23 protein-coding genes are annotated in these 26,151 nt (G+C 71.8%); 11 read left to right on the top strand and 12 right to left on the bottom strand.

Annotated features, from left to right (window positions below):
• The first annotated feature begins 38 nt into the window (after positions 1-38).
• The 3 genes from ABZT47_RS22265 to ABZT47_RS22255 all read left to right on the top strand — a co-directional run bounded on the left by ABZT47_RS22265 (position 39) and on the right by ABZT47_RS22255 (position 2,488).
• A complete protein-coding gene (locus ABZT47_RS22265; protein WP_354845083.1) occupies positions 39-524 on the top strand; it encodes a TspO/MBR family protein in 486 nt (161 codons plus the stop codon).
• Positions 525-529: 5 nt separating this feature from the next.
• Positions 530-1,096, top strand: coding sequence for a mismatch-specific DNA-glycosylase (locus ABZT47_RS22260; protein WP_354845281.1), 567 nt, complete (start codon positions 530-532; stop codon positions 1,094-1,096).
• A 138-nt stretch (positions 1,097-1,234) separates the two neighbouring features.
• Positions 1,235-2,488: a cytochrome P450 gene (locus ABZT47_RS22255; protein WP_354845080.1), complete on the top strand. Its 1,254-nt coding sequence runs from the start codon at positions 1,235-1,237 to the stop codon at positions 2,486-2,488.
• A gap of 132 nt (positions 2,489-2,620) precedes the next feature.
• Here ABZT47_RS22255 and ABZT47_RS22250 read toward each other — a convergent pair whose 3' ends face one another.
• Entirely contained in the window at positions 2,621-3,610 is a 990-nt protein-coding gene (locus tag ABZT47_RS22250) for an aldo/keto reductase (protein ID WP_354845077.1), read from the bottom strand.
• Positions 3,611-3,846: 236 nt separating this feature from the next.
• Entirely contained in the window at positions 3,847-5,121 is a 1,275-nt protein-coding gene (locus tag ABZT47_RS22245; RefSeq protein WP_354845074.1) for a M14 family metallopeptidase, read from the bottom strand.
• A 255-nt stretch (positions 5,122-5,376) separates the two neighbouring features.
• Between ABZT47_RS22245 and mihF the strand changes: the two genes are divergently transcribed.
• Both mihF and ABZT47_RS22235 read left to right on the top strand, forming a co-directional pair.
• On the top strand, positions 5,377-5,685 hold the full coding sequence (mihF, locus tag ABZT47_RS22240; RefSeq protein WP_354845071.1) for an integration host factor, actinobacterial type: 309 nt from the start codon (positions 5,377-5,379) through the stop codon (positions 5,683-5,685).
• A 101-nt stretch (positions 5,686-5,786) separates the two neighbouring features.
• Positions 5,787-6,113: a hypothetical protein gene (locus tag ABZT47_RS22235; RefSeq protein WP_354845068.1), complete on the top strand. Its 327-nt coding sequence runs from the start codon at positions 5,787-5,789 to the stop codon at positions 6,111-6,113.
• 133 nt (positions 6,114-6,246) lie between these two features.
• Here the strand turns inward: ABZT47_RS22235 and ABZT47_RS22230 are convergent, their stop codons facing one another.
• From ABZT47_RS22230 to ABZT47_RS22220, 3 genes are all read right to left on the bottom strand, one after another.
• Entirely contained in the window at positions 6,247-7,083 is an 837-nt protein-coding gene (locus ABZT47_RS22230; protein ID WP_354845066.1) for a hypothetical protein, read from the bottom strand.
• A 170-nt stretch (positions 7,084-7,253) separates the two neighbouring features.
• Positions 7,254-8,078 carry a hypothetical protein gene (locus ABZT47_RS22225; RefSeq protein WP_354845063.1) on the bottom strand — a complete coding sequence of 275 codons (825 nt, stop codon included), beginning with the start codon at positions 8,076-8,078 and terminating at the stop codon, positions 7,254-7,256.
• A gap of 72 nt (positions 8,079-8,150) precedes the next feature.
• On the bottom strand, positions 8,151-9,992 hold the full coding sequence (locus ABZT47_RS22220; protein ID WP_354845061.1) for an AMP-dependent synthetase/ligase: 1,842 nt from the start codon (positions 9,990-9,992) through the stop codon (positions 8,151-8,153).
• A 331-nt stretch (positions 9,993-10,323) separates the two neighbouring features.
• On the opposite strand from ABZT47_RS22220, the gene ABZT47_RS22215 reads away from it, so the two are divergent.
• Entirely contained in the window at positions 10,324-11,802 is a 1,479-nt protein-coding gene (locus ABZT47_RS22215) for an oligopeptide:H+ symporter (RefSeq protein ID WP_354845058.1), read from the top strand.
• Positions 11,803-11,880: 78 nt separating this feature from the next.
• On the opposite strand, the gene ABZT47_RS22210 is transcribed toward ABZT47_RS22215, so the two are convergent.
• Positions 11,881-13,332 carry a PLP-dependent aminotransferase family protein gene (locus tag ABZT47_RS22210; RefSeq protein ID WP_354845056.1) on the bottom strand — a complete coding sequence of 484 codons (1,452 nt, stop codon included), beginning with the start codon at positions 13,330-13,332 and terminating at the stop codon, positions 11,881-11,883.
• A 63-nt stretch (positions 13,333-13,395) separates the two neighbouring features.
• On the opposite strand from ABZT47_RS22210, the gene ABZT47_RS22205 reads away from it, so the two are divergent.
• Together ABZT47_RS22205 and ABZT47_RS22200 are read left to right on the top strand one after the other, a co-directional pair.
• A complete protein-coding gene (locus ABZT47_RS22205) occupies positions 13,396-14,001 on the top strand; it encodes a hypothetical protein (RefSeq protein ID WP_354845053.1) in 606 nt (201 codons plus the stop codon).
• Between the two features lie 79 nt (positions 14,002-14,080).
• Positions 14,081-15,883: a glycoside hydrolase family 15 protein gene (locus ABZT47_RS22200; RefSeq protein ID WP_354845050.1), complete on the top strand. Its 1,803-nt coding sequence runs from the start codon at positions 14,081-14,083 to the stop codon at positions 15,881-15,883.
• A 31-nt stretch (positions 15,884-15,914) separates the two neighbouring features.
• Here ABZT47_RS22200 and ABZT47_RS22195 read toward each other — a convergent pair whose 3' ends face one another.
• A complete protein-coding gene (locus ABZT47_RS22195; RefSeq protein WP_354845047.1) occupies positions 15,915-16,820 on the bottom strand; it encodes a hypothetical protein in 906 nt (301 codons plus the stop codon).
• Positions 16,821-16,871: 51 nt separating this feature from the next.
• Entirely contained in the window at positions 16,872-17,798 is a 927-nt protein-coding gene (locus tag ABZT47_RS22190; protein WP_354845044.1) for an LD-carboxypeptidase, read from the bottom strand.
• A gap of 173 nt (positions 17,799-17,971) precedes the next feature.
• Here ABZT47_RS22190 and ABZT47_RS22185 point away from each other — a divergent pair, with 173 nt between their 5' ends.
• On the top strand, positions 17,972-18,856 hold the full coding sequence (locus ABZT47_RS22185; RefSeq protein ID WP_354845041.1) for a sulfotransferase: 885 nt from the start codon (positions 17,972-17,974) through the stop codon (positions 18,854-18,856).
• Positions 18,857-18,944: 88 nt separating this feature from the next.
• Here the strand turns inward: ABZT47_RS22185 and ABZT47_RS22180 are convergent, their stop codons facing one another.
• The 4 genes from ABZT47_RS22180 to ABZT47_RS22165 all read right to left on the bottom strand — a co-directional run bounded on the left by ABZT47_RS22180 (position 18,945) and on the right by ABZT47_RS22165 (position 23,917).
• Positions 18,945-20,819 (bottom strand): ABC transporter ATP-binding protein, encoded by a 1,875-nt coding sequence (locus ABZT47_RS22180; RefSeq protein ID WP_354845038.1) that lies wholly within the window; start codon positions 20,817-20,819, stop codon positions 18,945-18,947.
• A 115-nt stretch (positions 20,820-20,934) separates the two neighbouring features.
• The gene (locus tag ABZT47_RS22175) at positions 20,935-21,846 is read right to left on the bottom strand and encodes an enoyl-CoA hydratase/isomerase family protein (RefSeq protein ID WP_354845035.1); all 912 of its coding nucleotides are present in this window, start codon (positions 21,844-21,846) and stop codon (positions 20,935-20,937) included.
• Between the two features lie 142 nt (positions 21,847-21,988).
• A complete protein-coding gene (locus ABZT47_RS22170) occupies positions 21,989-22,204 on the bottom strand; it encodes a helix-turn-helix domain-containing protein (protein ID WP_093173121.1) in 216 nt (71 codons plus the stop codon).
• Between the two features lie 114 nt (positions 22,205-22,318).
• The gene (locus tag ABZT47_RS22165) at positions 22,319-23,917 is read right to left on the bottom strand and encodes an ABC-F family ATP-binding cassette domain-containing protein (RefSeq protein WP_354845030.1); all 1,599 of its coding nucleotides are present in this window, start codon (positions 23,915-23,917) and stop codon (positions 22,319-22,321) included.
• A 297-nt stretch (positions 23,918-24,214) separates the two neighbouring features.
• Between ABZT47_RS22165 and ABZT47_RS22160 the strand changes: the two genes are divergently transcribed.
• Entirely contained in the window at positions 24,215-24,937 is a 723-nt protein-coding gene (locus ABZT47_RS22160) for a helix-turn-helix domain-containing protein (protein ID WP_354845027.1), read from the top strand.
• Between the two features lie 134 nt (positions 24,938-25,071).
• Complete coding sequence (locus ABZT47_RS22155) at positions 25,072-26,019, top strand: PaaX family transcriptional regulator C-terminal domain-containing protein (RefSeq protein WP_354845024.1); 948 nt, start codon at positions 25,072-25,074, stop codon at positions 26,017-26,019.
• The last annotated feature ends 132 nt before the right edge of the window (positions 26,020-26,151 follow it).

The raw sequence follows: 26,151 nt of genomic DNA, 5'->3' as shown, positions 1-26,151 counted from the left end.
GGCCGTGTAGGGCGCCGCCCGGGGGGCACAGGGGTCGCATGAAGCGGACTCTCGTGAAGACCTCGCTGGCGGTCGCGGCGACCGCCGTGGCAGGAAGCGTGGCGACCGACCCCGACTCCCCCTGGTACCGGAGGCTGCGCAAGCCCGCCTGGCAGCCGCCTCCGCCCGCCTACGCCGCCGTGTGGACCCCGCTGTACGCGCTGATCGCCTACGCCTCGGCACGGGCGCTGGCCCGCGCCGGCGAGGCGGACCGGCGGGCGCTCGGCCGCGCCCTGGGCGTCAACCTGGCGCTGAACGCGGCCTGGACGCCGATCTTCTTCCGCATGCGCTCCCCCAAGGCGGCACTGGCGGAGCTGGTGGCCCTGAACCTCTCCAACGCCGTCCTCGCCCGCCGCGTCCTGCGGGCGGACCGGCCGGCGGGGCTGCTGCTGCTCCCCTACGCCGGCTGGACGCTCTTCGCCACGGCGCTCAACGCGGCGATCGTGCGCCGCAACCCGGGGTCACGCGCCGAGAACGCGGCATGACCGAGATGAGACCTGGCCTGAAGCCTGATCTGGAGGAGGCGCGCGAGCGCACGATCGACGACGTGGTGGGGCCTGGGACCGTCGTGCTGTTCTGCGGCATCAATCCCGGCCTGTACTCCGCGGCCACCGGGCACCACTTCGCCCGTCCCGGCAACCGGTTCTGGCCCGCGCTCCACCTGTCGGGGTTCACTCCCCGGCTCCTGCGCCCGAGCGAGCAGCACCTGCTGCCCTCCTACGGGCTGGGCATCACCAACCTGGCGCCGCGCGCGACGGCCAAGGCGGCGGAGCTGTCCCGGGAGGAGCTGCGCGAGGCCCCGGCCCGGCTCGCCCGCCTGGCGCGCGAGACGGCCGTCGAGGTCGTCGCCGTCGTCGGCGTCTCGGCCTACCGCGTCGCCTTCGACCGGCCGAAGGCGGCCGTCGGCCCCTGCGACGACAGCGATGACGCGGTCGGCCCCGCGCGCCTGTGGATCCTGCCCAACCCCAGCGGCCTCAACGCGCATTACACCCTGCCCGCCCTCGCCGCCGAGTTCCGCCGCCTCCGCCAGACCGTCACCCTGCCACGTGGATCGTGATCGCGTGACGGGGTTGTGATCGCGCGGCGCCCGGCCTACGTTGCGGATATCAACCGCATACCGTGATCACCGGCCACGCTGAAGTCCCACCGGCCGGCACGGGCTCGCAGGGCCGCACCGGCCCGAGGGGGAGGCTCGATGACCGACCAGGCCGCGATCCCGCTGTACATGGCCCGCGAGGGGCTGGCGCCGTCCGCCGAGGCGTCCGCCCTGCGCGACAGCGGGCGGCTGCTGAAGGTCCCGGTGACCCTGGGCAGCGGCGAGGCGTGGCTGGTCACCCGGTACGCCGACGTCCGCGAGGTGTTGTCCGACCCCACCCGGTTCAGCAACGCGCTCAGCGCCGCCGCCGCCGCGCCGCTGTCCATCGGCCTGAGCGACGAGGAGCGCGCGCGCAGGCGCAAGGGGCAGTTACTGGCGTTCGACCCGCCGGAGCACACCCGCCTGCGGCGCATTCTGGCCCCCGAGTTCACCATGCGGCGCATGCGCGTCCTGGAGCCGCGCATCGCCGAGATCGTCGACGCTCAGCTCGACGAGCTGGAGCGGCTGGGCCCGGGCGCCGACTTCATGGCCGCCTTCGCGCTGCCCGTCCCCTCGCTGGTGATCTGCGAGCTGCTGGGCGTCCCTGCCGCCGACCAGGCCGAGTTCCAGGAGCGCACCTCCCGCCTCCTCGACATGTCACGGTCCCGCGAGGAGCGCGCCCAGGTCGGCCGCGAGAGCGACACCTACATGCGGGGGCTGGTCGCCCGTGCGCTGGCCGACCCGGGCGAGGACATCCTGGGCATGCTGATCCGCGAGCACAGGGACGAACTGGACGCCGACGCGCTGACCAACATCGCCGGCATGCTGCTGACCGCCGGGCACGAGACCACGGCGAACATGCTGGCCCTAGGGACGCTCGCGCTGCTGACCAGCCCCGGCGAGCTGGCCGCGCTGCGCGCGGGCCTGGACGACGCCGAGCAGGTGGAGGCGGCGGTGGAGGAGCTGCTGCGCTTCCTCAGCGTCGCCCACTCCGGCATCCCGCGCGCGGCGGTGCGCGACGTCGAGATCGCCGGGCAGCTCATCTCCGCCGGCGACCAGGTGCTGTTCGCCCTCGCCCCCGCCAACCGCGACCCCGACTTCGTCGAGGACGGCGACCGGCTCGACGTGTCGCGCAAGCCGACGCCGCACGTCGCCTTCGGCCACGGGCCGCACCACTGCCTGGGCGCGCCGCTGGCCCGCGCCGAGATGGCCCTGGCCTTCCCCGCGCTGCTGCGCAGGTTCCCCGACCTGGCGCTCGCCGTGCCGCCGGAGGAGATCCGGTTCCGCCCGTTCCACGTCGTCTACGGCGTCGAGACCCTGCCGCTCACCTGGACGCCGACCACAGGGGCGGGGACCGACCCCCAGCCCCGATAGCCGGATATGTCATGACACGCCCCTCGCCGGGGATCGCCCGCGCGAGGGGCCCCTCCCCGCCCACGGAAAGACCCGAAGCCGGTCAGAGGCCGGCTCAGCCCTCACCGAAAGATGCTCACCGCGTCATCTCGGTCAACGGTGCACGGCGCGCATGCTGTCGGCCGGGTAACGCTCGCCGGAGGCCACGCCGGGCGGGGCGACGGCGTCGACGGCGGCCAGGTCGTCGGGAGTGAGGGTGATCTCGACGGCCGCCGCGTTGGCCTCCAGGTACGCCCGGCGCTTGGTCCCGGGGATCGCCACGATGTCCGGGCCCTGGGCGAGCACCCAGGCCAGCGCGAGCTGGGAGGAGGTGACGCCCTTGGCGTCGGCCAGCACCCGGATGCGGTCGACCACCGCGAGGTTCCTGGCGAAGTTCTCCCGCTGGAAACGCGGATGGGCGCTCCTGCGGTCGCCCTCGGCCAGGTCCTCCGCGCTGCGGATCGTGCCGGTGAGGAAGCCGCGGCCGAGCGGGCTGTAGGCGACGAAGCCGATGCCGAGCTCGCGGACGGCGGACAGCACGCCGTTGTGCTCGACGTCCCGGGTGAACAGGGAGTACTCGGTCTGCAGCGCGGTCAGCGGGTGCACGGCGTGCGCGCGGCGGATCGTCGCCGGAGCCGCCTCGGAGATGCCGAGGTGGCCGACCTTGCCCTCGGCGACCAGCTCCGACAGCGCGCCGAAGGTCTCCTCCACGGGGACCTGCGGGTCGACGCGGTGCTGGTAGTACAGGTCGACGTGGTCGACGCCGAGGCGCTTGAGTGAGCCGTCCAGCGCCTGGCGCAGGTAGTCGGGGCGGCCGTTGACCCGGCCGGTCTGCCTGCCGTCCACGACCTCGTTGCCGAACTTGGTGGCCAGCACGACCTCCTCGCGGCGTCCGGCGATCGCACGGCCGACGAGGCTCTCGTTTCGCCACGCGCCGTACATGTCGGCGGTGTCGAGGAAGGTGATGCCGAGGTCGAGCGCGCGGTGGATGGTGGCGATCGCCTCCTTCTCGTCCGCGGGACCGTAGATGGTGCTCATCCCCATGCAGCCGAGCCCCTCGGCGGAGACGCTGAGCCCTTGGCTGCCCAGCCGGCGCTGTCGCATTGCTGAACTCCCTATTTCGCTATATCCACGGTCCGTCCCTGTGCGGAGGGTGACGGCCGCTTGATCCCTCTCTGTAGGATCTTCGCGCCTCACCGCCCTCCACGCCATCACCCCTGCACCGGCCCACTCAAAGCCCCCTCAAAGCGCCATCAAAGCCTGGCTTGCCCGCGCCCGCGGCCGCCGCCGGTGGGGCGGCCGCGGGGCGGGCGGTCACGGCCGCCGGACGGGTCCGGGCCTCAGCAGTACTGCGACTGCTTGCCGATGATGCGGTAGACGCAGTCGGAGTACTCCAGCAGGCGCAGGACGGCCTCCTTGTTGCGGGTGGTCTGGGTCACGATCTGCTCGTCGGGCGGGTAGAACCCGGGCGAACTGCCCTTGGGGTACATCTCGAAGGTGTAGCTGAAGATCTTGTAATTGCCCCACAGCCAGTCGTTGATGGTGCCGTCGGTGATGTAGAGGTCGCTGGACTGCTCGGCGGTGTAGCCGTTGGTCGAGGCCATGTTGCGGCCGAGCGTCGCCAGGGCGTTCTGGTCGTCCACGGTCAGGCCGGCCGCGGTGTCGTTGTAGGTGTAGCCGTAGGGCCACAGGACGAGCTCGCTGTAGGTGTGGAAGTCGATGTTGCTCTTGATCTGCTGGGTGCCGCCGACGACCCGGGTCCGCACCCAGTTGGCCAGCGTGCGCACCTCGGGGGCCGACTCGGCCGAGGCGCCCCGGTAGGTCTCGCTGGAGGTGGAGCCGGAGGAGCCGCCGCAGCATCCCCACAGGTAGGCCCAGTTGCGGTTGAGGTCGGTGCCCACCGACGAGGACCCGGAGTTGGGCTGCCGGTTCTTGCGCCACGAGCGGTAGGACCCGGTGGAGATGTCGTACTCGCCGCCGTCGGGGTTGAGGTCGGGCATGATCCAGATCTCGCGGGAGTTCACCAGGCCGGTGATCCGGCTGTCGGAGCCGTAGCCGGAGGTGAGCAGGTTGAGCAGGTAGAGGGCCATCTCGACGGTCAGGTGCTCGCGGGCGTGCTGGTGGGCGGTGAACAGCACCTCCGGCTCGCTCTCGTCGGTCGCGACGTTGTCGCTGATCTTGATGCCGACCAGGTCGCGGCCCCCGTAGGAGGTCCCGTAGCTGAACTTCCTGGCGATGGACGGGTAGCTCGCGACCACCTGGTTCACGGTGGCGGTCATCTCGGCGTAGTTGTGGTATCCCGAGTCGGCCGACGGGAAGTCCTGGGGCTTGGGCAGCACGGGCGACAGCGGGCGCGGGAGCCGGGTGACCGTGTAGCCGAGGCCCTTGATCTGGCCGACCTCGGCGTCGGAGGCCGTGACCACGACCGATGTGGCCGCCACCTCGTCGATCGCCGCGCCGGTGGCCGCGATCGCGGTCCGCTGCACGGCCGTGCTCGGCCCGTCGATCCGGTACTGGTAGTTGGGGGGTGGCTCCGCCGAGGCACCCGCCCCGGTGATCCCGCTGGTGCACAGCAGGGCCAGGATCGCCAACCCCGCGAGCAGACGACGTCTCACCTGAATCCTCCTCGAGGCGCGCGCTCTGGGGTTGTCACGCGCCTGCACCGAGAGTCAGGTCAACCGTCGAAAGTTTGAAGGCCCAATTTTTCGCGACTTGCCGGTACCTAGGGCATTGATCCGATCAGTCGGAAAGGGCAGTGGAAGTGCGGAAGCGATGATTAGAGCGCGCCAGGGGGGTAGCACCCATGCCGACCGACACATCAGCGGCCGGACGGGCCGCCTAAAGCTATCCCCCAAGGAGAAAGAATCCTCATGGCCCTTCCCGTTCTCACCCCCGAGCAGCGCCAGGCCGCTCTCGTCAAGGCGACCGAGGCCCGGCAGGCGCGGGCCGCCCTGCTCGCGCAGCTCAAGAGCGGCGATCTGACCCTGGCCGAGTTGTTCAAGCGCGACGACGACACCGCGAAAAAGATCAAGGTGTCGCAGGCGCTGCGCGCTCTGTCCGGTATCGGCCCGACCAAGGCGGCCGCTCTCATGGAGCGGGCCGGCGTCGACGACAAGCGCCGCATCGGCGGCCTGGGCGTCCAGCAGCGCCGCAAGCTGGTGGAGGCGGTGTCCTCCTGATCATCGCGCCGGCGGTGGGGGCGTCGGCACGCGCTCCCACGCCGGCCGATCTTTGGCCAACCCTGCCATTCTCCGCGAAGTCCTCAGCGCATAGTCTCCCAATGACGACATGGCTGCGGGGAGGCGACCCTTTGAGCAAGCTCACGGAAGACGAGCGCAGGGATCTGCGGGACATCCTGTCGAGCCCGGAGCTCAACGACCCACGGGTGCATGCCGACCGGGAGGTCGGCCAGCAGCTCGCGGACTTCTTCCGCAAGGACATGCCGGACGTGGACGAGGTGGTCATCGGCCGCATCTTCCTGCGGACCGCGGTGACGATCACCCAGCTCGGCGACGCCGGGATGCCGCTGGAGCAGATCGCCAACATCCTCACGCTGAGCGCCCTGGACCTCACCGCCCTGGAGCTCGCGCGCGACCCCGGCCCCTGACCGGCGGGCGCGCGGCCGTCGCGGCCCGCCCGCACCCTCCGCAAACGGCGGCCCGGTCCCCGTGAACGGCGCGAGCGCCCGGCTCCCGGGGACTCCGGGGGACGGGCGCTCGGTTGTCGGCCGGGGCCGAGGGTCAGCGGACGACCTTCACATAGTCGGTCGCCGACGAGCCGTACAGCCCGCGGGAGCCCTCGAACACGACCTTCCACGTGCCGGACCAGTAGGCCGGGATCTTCGTGTAGAAGGACCCGTCCGGGTTGGTCTCGATCGTGTCGACGTACTCCCACTTGCCGCCGTGGGCGCGGTGGAAGTACACCTCGATCTTCTTCCAGCCGAGCTGACGCCAGTTGTGCCAGCGGTTGTCGGCGTCGCAACGGTTGTCGCCCACGACGTAGGCGTCACCGTTCCACCACCAGTCGCCGTAGCACCGGGCGGTCTGCAGCTTGCCCGACAGGGAGAGCTTGCGGCCCTTCTTGACGGGCTCGGGGCTCGCATCGAACCCGGCGATGCGCGTCGCGCGCGGCCCCTGGTGCGGGTGGGCCTGCACGACCTTGACGAAGAAGGAGTCGTGCGCCTCGGCGACCTTGCCGTTGTCGCCGGTCGCCGTGACGTGAACAAGCCACTTCCCGGCCGGATCGTGCCGGTCGAGGACGATGGTCTTGTCCCACCTCTTCCAGTCCGAGCCGCTCTTGGACGCCTTCGCGGCCCCGGGGCAGGGGTTGCAGTCAGGCTGCGCGCCCTCTCCCGTGGGATCGAAGTCGATCTTCACGTCCTCGGCGCCCACGGTCGTGACCGTGACGGTGACCGCGACGTGATCGCCTCCGCGAATGACCACCGGATCGGGGGTCACTCGGACGGATTCGATGCTGACCGTGGTGTCCGGCGTCTCGTCCGCCATCGCCGGCGCGGCCACCGAGAGCGCCGAGGCGCCCATGGCGGCCGCTACCAGAGCGGTAGCGATGCGTTTCATCATGCGGAACTTCCTCTCCCCGTAGAGAAAGGCATCCCAGGGGGGGTGTGCCTACGTCATAGACGCCGAAAGAGGGGGAAAAGTTGCGCCGCCCTCACGAGAAGATCTACACATATCGGACACGCAATAAGATTGTTATACGGGGAACGGCGGCATATGTCCTATTTACGTCATGTGTGTCGGATAACCCGGATGACACCGGCGTACCTCCGCGTCCCCGGATAAACGACGCGCCACACCCCGTGCCTGCGTGGCACCCTCCGGTGGAACACCCCTTCGCGGTCGGTCCGCGCCCGCGCCTGGATCTTCCAGCGACGCCCGCCGTGCTTCCTGAACTGGATGCTCACCCGCTGCCGGGGGAAGGACCAGTAGTCGAACCTGCCGGTCGGGTCCACGCGCATCAGCGTCCCGCTCACCCGCAGCGCCCTTGCCCGCCTGCGCGCCCGCACGGCCTGGACGCCGGTGAGCGTGCTGGCCTTCCTGAACAGGAACGAAGTGGCCGCCGTCGTCCGCCGCCCGCGGGCGTCCCTGACGGTGGCGACCGCCCTCCACCGGCCCGCCGGGTACCACCGGGACAGGCGCACCGGCGGGGTGAACCGCCAGGCCTCCCAGCCGCCGCCGCGCGCGTGGCGGAGCGGCGGCGGGGCGGCCCGTCCACGGCCCCGCCGGCCGGGCTCGACCCGCAGGGTCACGCCGCGGGGACCGGCGGCGCCCCGGGCCACCACCTCGACCACCAGCCGCACCCCGCGCCTCGGCCGCGCGACCGGCTGCCGGGGAAGGACGCGCACCGATCTGATGGCCGGCCGGTCCGGCGCGGACCGGGCGGCGGGTGGGGCCGTGGGTTCCGGCCCCGCCTCGGCGGGCGTGCGCCCGCCGAGCGCGCGCGCCTCCACCGCCCCGGCCGCGGCGGCGGAAGGCGCCGAGAGTGCCTCCGCCAGGACCGTGAGCGCGGCCAGCCCCGCGGCCGACGACGTGAGCAGACGTCTCAAGGTCATGGCCTGGAGGGTAGGCGGCCGCGGGTAAGGGCACGGGGCCCGACACGCCCCGCGCCCGGCAAAACGCCCGCGTCAGGCCCGGTACATCTCCTCGATGATGGCGGCGTACTTCGCGTGCACGACGCGGCGCTTGAGCTTGAGGCTCGGGGTGAGCTCCTCGGTCTCGGCGGTCCACTCGACGGGCAGCAGGTGCCACCGCTTCACCTGCTGGACGCGGGCGAGCTTGGCGTTGGCGGCGGCGACGGCCGCGTCCACCTCCTTGAGCACGTCGGGGTGCTCGGCCAGCTCGGCGAGCGAGGCGAACTCGATGCCCCGCCCCTTGGCCCAGACGGGCGCGACCTCGCCGTCGAGGGTGAGGATCGCCACCACGAAGGGCCTGCGGTCGCCGTAGGCGAGCGCCTGGCCGATGAGCTGGTGCTCCTTGAGGAGATTCTCGGTATTGGCCGGCGAGATGTTCTCCCCGCCCGCGGTGATGATGAGCTCCTTCTTGCGGTCGACGATGCGCACGAAGCCGTCCTCGTCGATGGACCCGACGTCGCCTGTGTGCAGCCAGCCCTCCTCGTCGATCAGCTCGGCGGTGGCCTCGGGGCGGTCGAGGTAGCCGGCGGTGTTGGCCAGGCTGCGCGTGAGGATCTCGCCGTCCCGCGCGACGCGCACCTCCACGGCGGGGAAGGCCCGGCCGACGGTGCCGAGCTTGAACATCTCGGTGCTGTTGCCGGTGAAGGCGCCGCTGGTCTCGGTCATCCCGTAGACGTCGACCACCCGCATGCCGAACCCGGCGAAGAACCGCTGCACCTCCAGCGGCATCGGGGCGGCGGCGGTGGCCAGCCACCGCGCGTTCTCGAACCCGATCATGGAGCGGACGACGGACAGCAGCGCGGCGTCGGCCTGCCCGTAGGCGGCGGTGACCTCGGCGCTCGGCGTCCGGCCGTACTGGCAGGCCTCGACGTAGGCGAGCCCGGCGGCCATGGCCGCGCGGACCCTCTGCTGCTCCTGCTCGGGCTGGGTGGCCAGCAGCGCCTGCAGGCGGGCCATCATCTTCTCCCACACCCGTGGCACGCCGAAGAAGAACAGCGGCTTCACCTGGGCGAGCACGGTGCCGAGTTCGGCGAGGTCGGGGCAGAAGTGGACGTGGTAGACCTTGAACAGCGGGATGTAGAGGCTGAGCACCCGCTCGGCGACGTGGGCGTAGGTGAGGTAGGAGATCTGGGACCCGTGGTCGGGCAGGCCGGTCAGGCGGACGCTGACGGCGACCTCGAAGCAGATGTTGGCGTGGGTCAGCGGCACGCCCTTGGGGTTGCCGGTCGTGCCGGAGGTGTAGAGCACGGTCAGCACGTCGTCCGCGGACACCTCGGCGGCCCGCGCCTCGGCGGCGGCGGGGTCGGCCGCGAGGGCGCGCTCGCCGAGCGCGAGGAAGTCGTCCCAGCTGATGAACAGGTCGCCTTCGGGGCAGTCGGACAGGACGATGACCTTGCGCAGGCCGGGCAGCTCGTCGAGGATCGGCGTCCAGCGCGCGAGGTCGGCGGCGCCCCCCAGCACCGCGATCTTGGCGTTGACGTCCCTGGCGACGAAGGCGACCTGGTCGGGGGCGAAGGTCGCGTAGATGGAGCACGCCACCCCGCCGGCGTGGACGGCGCCGAGGTCCGCGAGCACGTGCTCGGTGCGGTTGACCATCATCAGCGCGACGGCCTCGCCGCGCCCGAGGCCGAGTTCGGCGAGGCCGGCGGCGATCGCGAGCACCCGCCGCCGGGCCTGTGAATAGGTCAGGGTCGTCCAGCCGTCGCCTGACCGGTCGGAGTAGGCGGGCGCGTCCGGAAAGCGTTCCGCCGTGACTTTGAGCTGTTCGCAGATGGTGTGGCCGGCGATCTCTTGCTCGATTTCCCTACGTTCGGCAAGGACCCGGGGGTCGGCCATTTCGCCTCCAGAAGTGCCCACTTACATGAATGGCATGAATCGCACCACAGCTCGTTCACATCGAACAAGCCCCTGGAAGTGAGAACACGCGTGGCCCCGGCCGTTCCCGGCCTCCCCGCACCGGTTTCCCTTACCCTCGGTGATCGGTTTCTATGGAAATCCGGAAAATGAATTCCGACACTAAGCAATAAAACGGACGAACGTCACGTTAAGTCCAGAAAGCACGCCCACGGTGCCGCTCAAGGCGCGACGGCGAGGACCCCCGCCTCGGCGACGCCCTCGGCCCGCCGGGCGCCGGCCAGGCAGTGAACGCGCACGGGGGGCGTACCGCATGTCGCAGGAACTCAGCACGCAGGTGGAGGAGCGCAGGGTCTTCGGGCATCCGCGCGGCATCGTCACCCTGTTCCTCACCGAGATGTGGGAGCGCTTCAGCTTCTACGGGCTGCGCGCCATCCTGTTCTTCTTCCTCACCGCGACCGTCGTCCAGGGCGGCCTCGGGATGCCCAAGCCCACCGCCACCGCGGTCGTCGGCGTGTACGGGGCGCTGGTCTACCTGCTGGCGCTGCCCGGCGGCTGGATCGCCGACCGCGTGCTCGGCGCCCGCCGCGCCGTGCTCATCGGCGGGTGCGTCATCATGCTCGGCCACATCAGCATGGCGATCCCGCTGCGCGGCCCGGCGCTCATCTGGCTCGGCCTGGCGCTGATCGTCGCCGGCACCGGCCTGCTCAAGCCGAACATCTCCACGATGGTCGGCGCCCTGTACCCCGAAGGGGACAACGCCCGGCGGGACGCCGGCTTCTCGATCTTCTACCTGGGCATCAACGTGGGCGCGTTCGCCGCGCCGTACGTGGTGAGCAACCTGGCCAAGGACGACCGCTGGCACCTGGGCTTCGGCGCCGCCGCGGTCGGCATGGCCATCGGCCTGACACAGTACGTCGCCGGCGGCCGCCATCTGCGGGGCGCCGGCGAGACGCCCGGACACCGCCTCACCCCTCAGGAGCGGCGCCACTTCGGACTGGTCGCGGCGGCCGGCCTGGGCGTCGCGGCGGTGGCGCTCGCCCTGTGGGCGGCGAGCGGGACGCTGACCGTCGACCGCTTCACGGTGGCGCTCACCCTCTTGACGATCATGGTCCCGGTCGGGTACTTCGCCTACATCCTGCTCGGCAGCCACAACCTGACCCCCGTCGAGCGCACCAGGATGAAGGCCTACATCTGGCTGTTCGCCGCCGCCGCGATCTTCTGGATGATCTACGACCTCGCGCCGACCGTCCTCAACGACTTCGCGGCCGTGCACACCGACCTGCGGATGTTCGGGCACTCCATCACGGCCGCCACCACGCAGTCGTTCAACCCGCTGATGATCATGGTGTTCGTGCCGGTCTTCGCGGCGCTGTGGGTGAAGCTCGGCGACCGGGTGGGGGCGGCGCAGAAGTTCGCGTTCGGCCTGTTCATGATCGGCGTCAGCTTCGTGGTGATGGCGCTCGCCGCCCGGCTCGCCGAGACCGGGCGCATCTCGGTCTGGTGGCTGTTCCTGGTCTATCTGGTCCAGGTCTTCGGGGAGCTGTCGCTGAGCCCGGTCGGGCTGTCGGTGACCGTCGAGCTGGCCCCGCACGCCTTCCGCAGCCAGATGCTCGGCGTGTGGTACCTGTCCTTCGCGGTCGGCGACGCCATCGGGGGCCAGACCGCGCGCCTGCTGCGGGTGATGTCCGAGCCGGCGTACTTCACCACGCTGGCGGCCATCGCGGTCCTGGCCTCGGGGGTCCTGCTGGCCTTCGCCCACCGGCTGCGCGTGCTGATGGGCGAGGTGTGACGGCGGCCCCCGGCCGCTCGCCGGAGCGTCCCGGCGCCGCCCCGGCGAAGGGGTGAGGCGCGGCAGCGCCGCGGCCCGTCAGAGGGAGGGGGTCAGCGCGGCGTCCCGCGGCCCGGGCGCGGGAAGGGAGCCCGGCGAGGCGGCCGCGGCGCGCGCGGCGGCCAGGCGTGGCACGGCGTCGGCGAGCGCCCGCGGCGGCATGGTGAACGGCAGGCGCAGGTAGCGCTCCAGCGTGCCGTCCACACCGAACCACGGGCCGGGCGCCAGGCGCACTCCCCGGGCCGCCGCCGCGTCGGCGAGCGGCGTCGCGTTCGGGGCGTCCAGCCGCACCCACAGCGACCCGCCCCCGCGCGGCTCGGTGAAGCGCCACTCGGGCAGCAGCGCGCGCAGCGCCCCGGCGAGGGCCGCACGGGAGGCGCCGAGCGCGCGGGCCCGTTCTGCCTTGGCCAACTCGATGCGCTCGAACAGGTGGGCCACCACGAGCTGCTCGATCAGCGGCGCGGCGATGTCCACCCCGGCACGCAGCACGGCAAGGCGCCGCACCATGGCGCTGGTGGCGCGGATCCAGCCGATGCGCAGGCCGCCCCACCACAGCTTGGAGGCCGACCCGATGCTGATCACCCGGCCGTCGGTGTCGAACGCGGCCAGCGGCCGGGCCGCGGGCATCTCGTCGACGGCCAGCTCGGCCCAGCTCTCGTCCACCAGGAGCGTGGTGTCGTACCTGCGGGCGGCGCGCACCAGCTCGGCCCGGCCGGCGTCGTCCATGAACAGGCCCATGGGGTTGTGGAAGTCGGGGATGACGTAGCCGAGCCGGGTGGCCGACTGCCGCATGGCGCAGGCCATCAGGTCCAGGTCCCAGCGGTCCTCGGGGAACCCGACCGGCACCAGCCGGGCGCCGCGCAGGCGGGCGGCGTCCAGGGCGTGGGGGTAGGTCGGCGACTCCACCAGCATCGGGTCGCCGGGACCGGTCAGCAGGGTCATGACCAGGTGGATGGCGTGCTGGGCGCCACCGGTGACCAAGATCTGGTCGGGGCGGGTGGCAAGCCCCCGGGCGCCGTACCGGGCGGCGATCGCCTCGCGCAGCGGCGCCACGCCGACCGGGTCGTAGCCGGTGCCCAGGCCGTAGCGGGGGTAGGCCTCGGCGGCGGCGGCCAGCGCCTCGGGAAGCAGGGACGTGGCGGGCGGGGCGGCGGCGTGCAGGGGGATCAGGCCGTCGTCGCGGGGGACGACCCACGGGTTGTCGGTGCCGAGCGCGCCTGGATCGGGCAGGGTCGTCCAGCTTCCTGCGCCCTGCCGGCTGTCGAGGTAGCCCTGCTCGCGCAGCCGGTCGTAGGCGGCGGTCACGGTGGTGCGGCTGACGCCGAGGGCCTGCGCCAGGTGGCGCTCGGCGGGCACGCGCACGCGCGTGGCCAGGCGGCCGTCCAGGATGAGCCCGCGCACGCGGTCGGCGAGCGCGCGGTAGTACGGGCGGGTGTCCGGCGGCAGGTCGACCAGCCGGGCCAGCCATGGCCCACTGACATAGCGCTCCATAAGGCCACTTTCTCTGATTGGCCCTTTAGTGGCAAGCCAATGGCGGCCGACCATGGCCGCACCATGACTGAGATCTCCCTGCCCCACGTCGGCTCGCTCCCCGCCCGCCTGCTGCGCCTGTACGCCGGGCTGTTCCTCTACGGCGCCGGCATCGCCCTGCAGGTCGAGTCCGGTCTCGGCAACGACCCGTGGGACGTCTTCCACCAGGGCCTGGCCGTGCGCACGGGATGGTCGATCGGCACGTGGATCATCGTGGTGGGCGCCGCCGTCATGGTCTTCTGGATCCCGCTCAGGCAGCGCCCCGGCCTCGGCACGGTGAGCAACATCGTCTTCCTGGGGCTGTTCGCCGACCTGGTGATCTGGGTGCTGCCCACCCCCGGGCCCCTGGTGGTGCGCTGGGCCTACCTGCTGGCCGCGATCGTGGTGATCGCCGCCGCCACCGGCCTGTACATCGGCGCCGGGCTCGGCCCCGGGCCCCGGGACGGGCTGATGACCGGGCTGAACCGGCTCGGCCTGTCCATCAGGACGGCGCGCACGCTGGTCGAGCTGAGCGTCCTGGCCGTCGGCTGGCTGCTCGGCGGCACCGCCGGCGTGGGCACCATCGCCTTCGCGGTGCTGATCGGCCCGCTCACCCAGTTCTTAATGCCGCTGATGCGTCCACGCGGCTGACGCCCGCGCTGAGCCCGCGAGGCCGGGCCCGTCGCCCGAGGCGTGCGCCGCGAGCCTTCAGGCGTACTAGCGTGACGGCATGCGGATCGAGGACTACGCACTCATCGGCGACATGCAGTCGGCCGCCCTCGTCGGCCGGGACGGGTCGATCGACTGGCTGTGCCTGCCCCGTTTCGACTCCCCCGCCTGTTTCGCGGCACTGCTGGGCGAGGAGCGCAACGGCCACTGGTGGATCGGCCCGGCCGGGCCCGGGCGGCGGCTGAGCACCCGGCGCCGCTACCGCGAGAACACCCTCGTCCTGGAGACCGAGTGGGACACCGAGGGCGGCACGGTGCGGGTCACCGACTTCATGCCGCCCCGGCATGCCAACCCCGACCTGGTGCGGGTCGTCGAGTGCCTGTCCGGCAGCGTCGAGATGGGCACGCTCATCCGCATCCGCTTCGACTACGGCCGCATCGTGCCCTGGGTGCGCCGCGACGACGGGCTCCTACAGGCCATCGGCGGGCCCGACTCGGTGTGGCTGCACTCCCCCGTGCCGCTGCAGGGCGGCGACTACGCCCACAAGGGGAACTTCCGCGTGTCGGCCGGCGACAGGCTGGCGTTCGTGTTCACCTGGCACCCCTCCCACTCACCGAAGCCGCCGAGCATCGACCCCCTGGAAGAGCTGGACGAGACCGAGGCGATCTGGCGCGAGTGGATCTCCCAGTGCACCCCGCGCACCGAGGAGCGCTGGCGCGAGGCCGTCGACCGCTCGCTGATCACGCTCAAGGCCCTCACCTACTCCCCCACCGGCGGCATCGTGGCCGCGCCCACCACCTCCCTGCCCGAGGACATCGGCGGCGTCCGCAACTGGGACTACCGCTACTGCTGGCTGCGGGACGCCACGATGACCCTCGACGCCCTGCTCGGCGCCGGCTACGTCGAGGAGGCCCGCGACTGGCGCGAGTGGCTGCTGCGCGCCATCGCCGGCCGCCCGCAGGACCTGCAGATCATGTACGGCGTGGCCGGGGAGCGCCGTCTGCCCGAGATGGAGCTGCCCTGGCTGGAGGGCTACGAGGACTCCCGGCCGGTGCGTCTCGGCAACGCCGCGGTCGACCAGCTCCAGCTCGACGTGTACGGCGAGGTGATGAACTGCCTCTACCTGGCACGGGCCTCCGGGCTGACCTCCATCTCGCGCACCTGGGCGATCCAGCGGTCGCTGATGGAGTTCCTGGAGTCCCACTGGGACGAGCCGGACGAGGGCCTGTGGGAGGTCCGCGGGCCCCGCCGCCACTTCGTCCACTCCAAGGTGATGGCGTGGGTGGCCGCCGACCGGGTGATCCGGCAGGTCGAGCGGTTCGGCCAGAGCGGCCCCGTCGAGCGCTGGAGCGACCTGCGCGGGCGCATCCACGCCGAGATCATGGAGAAGGGCTACGACGCCGAGCGCAACACCTTCACCCAGTCCTACGGGTCGCAGGAACTGGACGCCTCGCTGCTGCTGATCCCGCAGACCGGCTTCCTGCCGCCCGACGACCTCCGCGTCACCGGGACCATCGACGCGATCGAGCGCGAGCTGATGTCGGACGGCTTCGTGCTGCGCTACCCGATCGCCCACCAGAACACCGTGGACGGCCTGACCGGCGGCGAGGGGGCGTTCCTGGCGTGCAGTTTCTGGCTGGCCGAGGCGCGGGCGATGGCCGGCCGGCGCAAGGAGGCCGTCGAGATGTTCGAGAAGCTGCTGTCCCTGCGCAACGACGTCGGGCTGCTGGCCGAAGAGTACGACCCCCGCTACGGGCGCCTGGTCGGCAACTTCCCCCAGGCCTTCAGCCACGTCCCGCTGATCCACACCGCGCACACCCTGTCGCGCCCGGGCTCCACCCCGCGCCACACCGCCCTTCTCTAGGCCGCGCCCGCGTCCCCCCCGGCGGGCCGGTCTAGCGGTCCTTGGCCATGGCGGCCAGGAGGCGGGCGAAGTCGGGAGGCGGGGCGACGACCAGGCGGCGCTGGCCGTTCTGGACGACCAGGTCGGCCTGGATGCGGGTCAGCCTGCCGTGGTTCCACCAGTACACGTGCGGGCTGAGCCCGTCGTCGTGGGCGCGGTACTCGCGGTGGGCCAGCAGCCACAGCCGCTCGATGGCGCGCATCACCGACAGGCCGTCGATGGGATGGACGATCATCTCGCCGGGGCGGGGAAGCGCCACGACGAGCCCGTCGGAGGAGACCACCAGGTAGTCCTGGATCTTGCGCAGGTGCACGGCGGAGCTGGCCGGCGAGCCGGACATGACGTAGGCCGCGATGCCGTCGAGGTCGACGCGCTCGGCCGTCAGCCGCTCGTCGGCGAGCACGTTGCGCCCGGCGGCCTCCAGCGCCTCGGCCGGCGGGACCGGCCAGCAGAACGCCTCCTCGGGGCGCACGGGGCGGCCGGAGACGGTGAGGATCTCGATCAGGTCCGAGCCGAGGTGGCGGCCGATCAGCCGGGTGGGGTCGTCCTCCAGCCCGTCGGCGAGCACCACCCGGGTACGCAGCAGCGGACGGACCTGGGCGTAGTCGCACACGTCCGGCAGGTCCTCGGGCCGGGCCACCGCCCGTGCCAGGTGCTCGGAGACCAGCACCGGCCAGTCCTCCCGCGACCGCCGAGCCGCCTCGCGGCGCAGCCCGTCCAGCCGCACCGTCACCGTGCGGGGCCCGGTGAGCGCCATCGAGGCGGCCCCGGACCGCAACGCGTGGTCGTAGCCGAGGCTCTCGGCCACCAGCGTCAGCAGGGAGTCCAGGTCGGCGTCCTCGATCGCGCGCCGCGCCGCGCCGGCCCGCCGGTCCCGGTATCGCCTGAACAAGCCCACGCAAGGCTCCCAACTGCCACTGTGTTCCCCCGGTGTTCCCCCGACCTGCGCCTACAGTGCCGCAGCGGGGTCGCGGAACAGGCAAGTCAAAGAGCACGATTCGGTATCAATGACCGCGTCCGCTCCCATCCAGGCGGTGAACTGTGGTGTCCCGTGGCCGATCGGCACCCCCGCGATCATCGGCACGCCGAGCGGGGCCAGCCGGTCGACCAGCACCGGCATCGGGTCGCCGCAGCCGACCCACGAGCCGAGCACGATGCCGAGGGCGCCGGTCAGGCACCCTGCCGAGATCAGCTGGGTCAGCATGCGGTCGACGCGGTAGGGGTCCTCGCCGATGTCCTCCAGCAGCACGATGTGCCCCTGCCCGCGCATGGCGTACGGGGTGCCGCACAGCGCCGCGAGCAACGACAGGTTGCCGCCGGTGAGCGGGCCCTCGGCGTGGCCGGGCACGATCACCTGGTCGCCGGCCACCGGGTCGGGCATGTCGCCCTCGAACAGCGAGGCGCGCAGGTGGGCCAGCGAGGACGGCTCGGGGCCCTCGGGGTCGCTCAGCGTGGCGCAGGCCGGCATCGGGCCGAAGCAGCCGGCGACGCCGAGCCGCACGGCGAACGCCTGGTGCAGCGCGGTGATGTCGCTGGACCCGAGCAGGATCTTGGGCCGGGCCGTGCCCATGACCGCCCAGTCGAGCAGGTCGAGCAGGCGGGTGGCGCCGTAGCCGCCCCGGGCGCAGATGACGGCCCGCACGCTGGGGTCGCACCACGCCTCCTGCAGGTCGGCCGCCCGGCCGGCGTCCGACCCGGCGAGGTAGCCGCGCCGGTTGAGGACTCTGGGCATGACCACCACGTCCAGGCCGATCTCGGTGAGGACCTGGCGGCCGCGCGCCAGGCGCACCGGGTCGACCGGGCCGGAGGGGGCGACGACGGCCACCCGGTCGCCGGGGTGGAGCCGGCCGGGGACCCACAGCCGTCTGTCCCTCATCGCCCGCCTCCCATACCCCGAATTCGTGCTGATCTAGGGGCGTCGAAAACCCGTGAATGGGCGGAAACCGCCACATTTGTGAGTACGCTTACCCAGGTGACGCCATGTACCACCGACGGGCGGGGCGTGGCCGGTTCGTTCACCTCGCAAAGGGTGTCAGACTGTCCTCACTTATGCGACCCCCGACCCACATCCTGGTGGTCAACGGCATCAAGGTCCGCAGGCCGGTGTTCGTGCTCGGCGCGCCGCACTCCGGCGTGGACCTCCTCGCGCGTGCGCTGAAACGCTCGCCCGGCTTCCACCTCACGATGGGCCGGGCGGCGGTCGCCCACGTGGTCTACGCCTTCGCCCGTCGTCCCTCCATCATGCGCAGGAAGGGCGGCGGCGCCGTCCGGGTGCTGCGCGACGCCCTGGCCGAGGCCTGGCAGATCGTCCCCGGGGCGTGCGCCGAGTGCCCGGCGTCCTGCCGGGAGGCCGGGGCCGTCACCGGCGGCGGCCCGTGCGCCTCGCCCGGCGCCGTCGTCCGGTTCGGCGACGCCAACCCCGACCTGCTCTACAGCGCGCCGATACTGCTGCAGGCCTTCCCCGACGCCCGTTTCATCCAGCTCATCCGGGACGGCAGGGACGTCACCGCGGACATGCTCGCCGACCGGACCTCGATGAGCCTGTTCCGCACCAGCATGCTCAGCGACGAGACCGAGTTCCCCAACCCCTTCCTCGGGGTCAACTCCAGCGAGCACCGCGAGAAGTGGACCGCGATGGACTCGGCGGGCAAGTGCGCCTTGCGCTGGCGCAGCGCCGTGCGCCTGAGCGCCGCGCTGCGCCAGGAGATGCCGCCCGATCAGCTCCTCACGGTGCGCTACGAGGAGATGGCCCAGTCCCCGGGCGCCACGGTGGCGGCGGTGTCGGAGTTCGTCGAGAGCCGGGTCTCCAAGGTCGCGCTGTACGGCACGGGCGCGCCCAAGGTCGGCGCGTGGCGCTCCCGGCTGCGGCCCGACGACCTCGCGCTGGTCGAGAAGGTCGCCAAGGAGGAGCTCACCCGCCTCGGCTACCTGTGACCCGGTGCCCGCGGGCGCCGGGCGGCCGCGGGCACCGGGACGGGCGCTCCAGGACCTCCTCGGACCGGCCCGCCCGCGGCCGGCGGCGCTAGCGCTGGTGCTCGAACTGGGTGCTGTACAGCTCGGCGTAGGCGCCGTTCGCCGCGAGCAGGTCGTCGTGGCGGCCGCGCTCGACGACGTGGCCGTCCTCCACGACGAGGATCTCGTCGGCCTCGCGGATCGTGGACAGGCGGTGGGCGATCACCAGTGAGGTGCGGCCGGCCAGCGCCGTCTTCAGCGCCCGCTGCACCGCGGCCTCGGACTCGGAGTCCAGGTGGGCGGTGGCCTCGTCGAGCACGACGACCCGCGGGGCCTTCAGCAGCAGCCGCGCCAGCGCGATGCGCTGCTTCTCGCCGCCCGACAGCCGGTAGCCCCGGTCGCCGACGACGGTGTCCAGCCCGTCGGGCAGCCCTTCGACCAGCTCGGAGATCTGCGCCGCGCGCAGCGCCTCCCAGATCTCCTCCTCGGAGGCGCCCGGGCGGGCGTAGCGGAGGTTGGCGCCGATGGTGTCGTGGAACAGGTGGGCGTCCTGCATCACGACGCCCACCGTGTCGCGCAGCGAGGCCAGCGTGACCTCGCGCACGTCGGCGCCGTTGATGCGCACCGCGCCGCCGGTCACGTCGTACAGCCGCGACACCAGCGAGGTGATCGTGGTCTTGCCCGCGCCGGACGGCCCGACCAGCGCGATGAGCTGACCCGGCGCGGCGGTGAAGGTGACGCCCTTCAGCACCTCCTGGCTCGGGCCGGTGTCGGGCCTGGCCACCGACTCCAGGGAGGCCAGCGAGACCTCCTCGGCGGCCGGGTAGCGGAACTGGACGTCGTCGAACTCGATGGTGACCGGCCCGCCGGGCAGCGGCCGGGCGTGCGGGCTCTCGGCGACCATCGGCTTCAGGTCGAGCACCTCGAACACCCGGTCGAAGCTGACCAGCGCGGTCATCACGTCGACGTGGACGTTGGACAGGCTGGTCAGCGGGCCGTAGAGGCGCATGAGCATCGCGGCGAGCGCCACGAGCGTCCCGAGCGGGAAGGCGCCGTCGACCACGAGCACGCCGCCCGCCCCGTACACCAGCGCGGTGGCGAGCGCGGCGACCAGGCCGAGGGCGACGCGGAACACCGTGCCGTACATGCCGACGGTGATGCCGACGTCGCGCACCCGGCCGGCCCGATCGCTGAAGTGCGAGGCCTCGTCGTCCGGCCGGCCGTACAGCTTGGCGACCATGGCGCCGGCGACGTTGAAGCGCTCTGTCATGACCGAGCTCATCTCGGCGTCGAGCTGCATCTGCTCGCGGGTCAGCCCGGACATGCGGCGCCCGACATACCGGGCGGGGAAGATGAAGATCGGCAGCAGGATCAGGGCGACCAGCGTGACCTGCCACGACAGGATCAGCATCGCGCCGAGCACCATGATCAGGCTGACCACGTTGGACACCACGGCCGACAGCGTGCTGGTGATGGCGCGCTGGGCGCCGATGACGTCGCTGTTGAGCCGCGAGACCAGCGCGCCGGTCTGGGCGCGCATGAAGAAGGCCACCGGCATGCGCTGGACGTGGTCGAACACCTCGGTGCGCAGGTCGTAGATCAGGCCCTCGCCGATGCGCGAGGAGAACCAGCGCTGGGCCAGCCCGAGCCCGGCGTCCACCAGGGCGAGGCCGGCGATGATCAACGACAGCATGACCACGACGTCGGCCCGCCGCGGGATGATGCCGCTGTCGATGATCGACTTCAGCAGCAGCGGGTTGGCGATGACGATCACCGCGTCCAGCACGACCAGCCCGAGGAACGCGGCGATCTGCCCGCGGTAGGGCCGCGCGTACCGGGAGATGCGCGGCACCGTCCCCGGCGTGAGCCGTTCTTTGGTCACCGAGCTGTCCCGCCGCAGGGACCGCATCACCTGGGGACCGTATCCCCCGCCCATCATCGCCATCAACCGTCCGCCGATCCTCTCACCGCGCGCCCCGGGACCGGGCCTCGCCCGATCCCTCCTCCCGCCAAGCAGGAGAACCGGCCCCCCGATTCCCCGGTCAGCTCAAGGCGAACGATCACGCCTGACGGACGCCCCCGAACAGCGCTTTGATGCGTGTCCGCTGCTCGGCGCGCTCGGCCGCCGCCTGCTCCTCCAACGTGCGGCCGGACGCCCCCTGCAGCAGCCGCTTGGTCGCCGCCGCCGCGTCACGGTCGGTCGCCAGCAGGGACGTGGCCAGCTCCTTCGTCGCCGCCTGAAGCTCGTCCCCGGGGACGACGCGCTCGGCCAGGCCGAGCCGCAGCGCCTCGCCGGCCTCGACGACGCGCGCGGTCAGGCAGATCTCCACGGCGCGGGACAGGCCGACGAGATCGACCAGCGGCTTGGTGCCGGTGAGGTCGGGGACGAGCCCGAGCGCGGGCTCTTTCATGCAGAATTTGGTGTCTTCGGCGATGACGCGCAGGTCACAGGCCAGGGCAAGCTGGAATCCGGCCCCGATCGCGTGCCCGTGCACGGCCGCGATGGACACGATGTCGGGGCGGCGCAGCCACAGGAAGCCCTCCTGGAACTCCCTGATGCGCTGGTCGATCGTCCCGCCGTCGAGCGCGGCCGCGGACGCGAACGACCCCTGCCCCGAGACACCCTCGGGCGTGAACAGCCGCACGTCTATGCCGGCTGAGAAGGACGGCCCCTCGCCTCGGACCACGACGACGCGCACCTGCTCAGGCAACGTTGTGCCGATCTGAGCCAGAGCGGACCAGGTGGCGAACGTCTGGGCGTTCCGCCGCTCGGGCCGGTCAAGTGTGATCGTCGCGATCTCGCCGTCCACCTCGAAGCGCAGACCGATCTCCGCGAGCTGTTCGCTGTCAGGGGCTCCCTCAGCCTCGCCACGCACCCCTCCGGCGCGCGTCAGCGCTCCATGCGTGCCCGGCTCGGCATCCTCGCTCGCCGAGGTGTCCGCCGCACTCCCCCCTGTCACCGCTTCCGCCATCGCCCGCTCCGTCCCCATGCCTCACTGTCCCGTCACGCCCGAACCCACTGCAGGTTCCAGAATGAGATTCTACCGGCGCGGGCGGGACGGGCTTCGGCTGAACGGCACGAGCGGCTGCGGTCGCGCGTATCCGAGGCGTCCGCTAGCGCTTGGACTTGCCCCGGGTGGCGCCCCCGCGCCCCCGCAGAGTCACGCCGGACTCGCTGAGGATGCGGTGGATGAACCCGTATGACCTGCCGGTCGACGCGGCGAGCGCGCGGATGCTCTCACCCGCGGCATACCGCTTCTTGAGATCGGCGGCCAGTTTTTCACGGTCGGCCCCGGTCACCCGGGTGCCCTTCTTGAGAGTCTCGGCCACGAGTACCTCCTGTAGTGCCAGACTTCCGCAGCGTTACTCACGCCATGATCAGTCATTTCAGCCGGATCGGCTACCTACTCCATGGGAAAAGATCCGTACCCGCTCAAATTAAGATCAGGCAAGTGCCACAAGATCGGAAAATTCATCGCTCCAAGCGTCTTCGACTCCGTCTGGTAGCAAGATCACCCTATCTGGTTGTAGGGCCTCAACGGCACCCTCATCATGCGTAACCAGGACAATTGCCCCAGAATAGGATCTTAGCGCTGAAAGTACTTGATCGCGGCTAACGGGATCGAGGTTGTTCGTGGGTTCGTCCAGCAACAGGACGTTGGCGCTCGACAGCACCAGCGTGGCCAGGGCCAGGCGCGTCTTCTCGCCTCCCGACAGCACGCCGGCCGGCTTGTCGGCGTCGTCCCCGGAGAACAAGAACGAGCCGAGCACCTTGCGCAGCGTCACGTCGGGCACGTCAGAGCCCGCCGAGCGCATGTTCTCCAGCACCGTGCGGCCGGCGTCCAGCGTCTCGTGCTCCTGGGCGTAGTACCCGAGCTTGAGGCCGTGGCCGGGGTGGATCTGGCCGGAGTCGGGCTTCTCCAGGCCGCCGAGCATGCGCAGCAGCGTGGTCTTGCCGGCGCCGTTCAGGCCGAGCACGACCACGCGGCTGCCCCGGTCGACGGCCGCGTCCACGTCGGTGAAGACCTCCAGCGAGCCATAGGACTTCGACAGGCCGGTGGCCGTCAGAGGCGTGCGCCCGCAGGGCGCCGGGTCGGGGAAGCGCAGCTTGGCGACCTTGTCGGAGCGCCGCTCCTCCTCCACGCCCGCGAGCAGGCGCTTGGCGCGGCGCTCCATGTCCTGGGCGGCCTTGGCCTTGGTGGCCTTGGCGCGCATGCGGTCGGCCTGCGAGAGCAGCTGGGAGGCCTGGCGCTCGGCGTTGGCGCGCTCGCGCTTCCTGCGCCGCTCGTCGCTCTCGCGCTGGGCCAAATACGTGGTCCAGCCGACGTTGTAGGTGTCGATGACGCCGCGGTTGGCGTCGAGGTGCAGGACCCGGTTGACCGTCGCTTCAAGAAGCCCGACATCGTGGCTAATAATGATCAAACCGCCCTGGTGTGATCGTAAAAAATCACGAAGCCACCCGATTGAGTCCGCATCGAGGTGGTTTGTCGGCTCGTCAAGCAGGAGAGTCTCAGCTCCGCTGAACAGGATGCGGGCCAGTTCCACCCGCCGCCGCTGGCCGCCGGACAGCGTCTGGAGCGGCTGCTTGAGCACGCGGTCGGGCAGGCCCAGGCTGGAGGCGATCGAGGCCGCCTCGGCCTCCGCGGAGTACCCGCCGAGGACGTGCAGCCGGTCCTCCAGGCGGCCGTACGCGCGCACGGCGCGGTCGCGCACGCGGGAGTCGTCGGAGGCCATGCCGATCTCGGCCTGGCGCAGCTCGCGCAGCACCTCGTCCAGCCCGCGGGCCGACAGGATGCGGTCTGCGGCCAGCACCGACAGGTCTCCGGTGCGCGGGTCCTGGGGGAGGTAGCCGACGCTGCCGGTGGTGGTCACCGTGCCGGCGGCGGGCAGCCCCTCGCCGGCCAGCACCTTGGTGAGCGTGGTCTTCCCCGCGCCGTTGCGGCCCACCAGGCCGATGCGGTCGCCGGGGTTGACGCGGAAGGAGGCCCCCTCGATGAGCAGGCGGGAACCGGCGCGCAGTTCGATGTCGGACGCGATGATCATGATGAGGGAACACTCCCAGAGCGGGGAACAAGGTCGAAGGACGTGCTGACGGTGGATACCGGGAACGCGGCGGGGCCGCCACGCGGCTCGGCCCGCTTCGTGAGTGCGCCGATCAATCGGGAGTGCGCATAGGCCTAGTGTACGGGCTGCCTGCGGCGGGGTTGATGGTCCGCGCGCCCGCCGATTCCCCGGTCCGCCCAGCGGTCCGCCCACCGGGTCGCCGGCCCGCCGCCTCCTTTTGAGACGGTTTCGGTGACAAGACTGGTACATGGCGGTCACGCGCCGTACTGTTCGCCCATGACGGCTTCAGTCGGCGCGGACTCCGCGAACGGGCCGGTGACGGCCGGGCGTGGCGTGCTGGAAGGCGCCTTCACCCTCCTGGACGTCCTCGAACGCACCGGCGAGGCCGGTCTGACGCGGATCGCCGCCGAGAGCGGCCTGCCCAAGGCGACCGCGTACCGCCTGCTGGAACAGCTGACCGATCTGGGCGCGGTGGAGAAGTCCGGCGGCAGGTACCGCGTCGGCGAGCGCGTGCACCGGCTGGCCGGGGCCTGGCGCGCGAGTCCGGCGCTGCGCCAGGCCGTGCAGCGCCCCCTACGGCGGTTCGCCCGGATGACCGGAGCGACGGTGGGGGTCTGCGTCCTGTCGCACGGGCACACCATGGTGATCGACGCGGTGGCCGGCGAGATGCGGCATCTGGCGCCGATCGTGCCCGGCACCTCGTCGCCGTGCTGGACGACCGCGGCCGGCAGGGTCCTGCTGGCCTGCACTCCGGTGGGCAGATCGCTGGCCCTGCCGCCGGGGAGCGGGCGCCGGGAGCTCGCGGACATCCGCGACACGGGCGTGGCCTACGACCGCGGGGAGCTCATGCCGCTCGTGCGCTGCGTGGCGGCCCCCCTCCACGACGCGGCGGGCGAGACGGTGGCCGCCCTCTACGCGCTGGTCGGAGCGTCGCATCCGCTGCCGCGGCTCGCCGACACCACCGCCCGCGTCGCCGGCGCGATCAGCACAAGCCTGTGACGGGTCCCGACGTGCGGCCGCCGCGGGAAACGCGTATATGCAAGGGGCCCTGAGCTCGCCGGGACGAACGCGAGGCCGACGGCGCGAGGGCGGAGTCGTTCGGCAGGGACGTCGCCGTGCGGCAAGCTGATGACGTGAGCGCCCACGTGCCTTCGGAGGATGTCGGAGCCCCGCGGGCGCAGGCCGGCCCCAACCCGCAGCACCTTCTGGCGACCCTGCTCGGCGAGTACCTCGACTCCTCGGAGGCGAACCTTCCGTCGGCGGCGGTGGTCGCGATGCTCGGGGAGTTCGGCATCAGCGAGTCCAGCGCGCGGGCCGCGTTGTCCCGGCTGACCAGGCGTGGCCTGATCGCCGTGCGGGGATCCGGACGGCCGCCCGTGTACCACCTCACCTCTCAGGCGATCGCCAGGCATCGCGCCCGGATGGATCATTTCCTCGGCTTCGGCGCACGCCCGCCGCGGTGGACCGGCGACTGGGTGACCGTCTCCTTCTCGATCCCCCAGTCCGGCCAGGCCCCGCGGCACGCGGTCCGCAGGGCTCTGGGGGCGCTGGGTTTCGCCCGGCTGTACGACAGTGTGTGGATCCGGCCCGGATCCGACGCGGGTCCGGCGACCAAGGCGCTGCACGAGATCATGGACGGGGTCGACGGTGGCCGCTGGTCGGTGATGCACACCCGCTTCGACGCGGAGGCCGGCCCGCACGGCCCTGCCGCCGCCTACGACCTGGCCGGCCTCGCCTCGGCCTACGACGCTTTCATCGCGCGGTACTCGGACCTGCGGGCGGCCGTCCGCGACGGGCAGGTCGACGCGACCCGGGCGCTGGTGGCCCGCACCTCCGTCATGGATTCCTGGCGGAGGTTCCCCGACATCGACCCGGACCTCCCCGAGCACCTCCTGCCGGCACCGTGGCCCCGCCAGGCCGCCAGGGAGCTCATGCTGGAGATCCACTCCGCTCTCGGCACGCTCGCCGAGGTGCGGCTGGTCCAGGTCACGACGCCGTACTGGCCGGACGCCGCATCGTGGATCACCCACTTCCGGGCGTCGGAAAACTTTGTTTCCGCCCCGGCCCGCAGGGACGGTTAAAGGAAACTTTCACTCACTCGGACGACCGGCGGCCGCCCGGATGCCGATCGCGCCAGGGGCGTTTCCGGCCCGCGCGCACACCGCCCGACCGGCTGAACGCGGTCGCTTGACACTTTTATTCGCCGCAGTGAT

The sequence above is a fragment of the Sphaerisporangium sp. NPDC005289 genome, from assembly GCF_040607455.1.
GTDB lineage: Bacteria > Actinomycetota > Actinomycetes > Streptosporangiales > Streptosporangiaceae > Sphaerisporangium > Sphaerisporangium rhizosphaerae.
The sequence above is the reverse complement of the archived record's forward strand: the minus strand, read 5'-3'. Positions and strand labels throughout refer to the sequence as shown.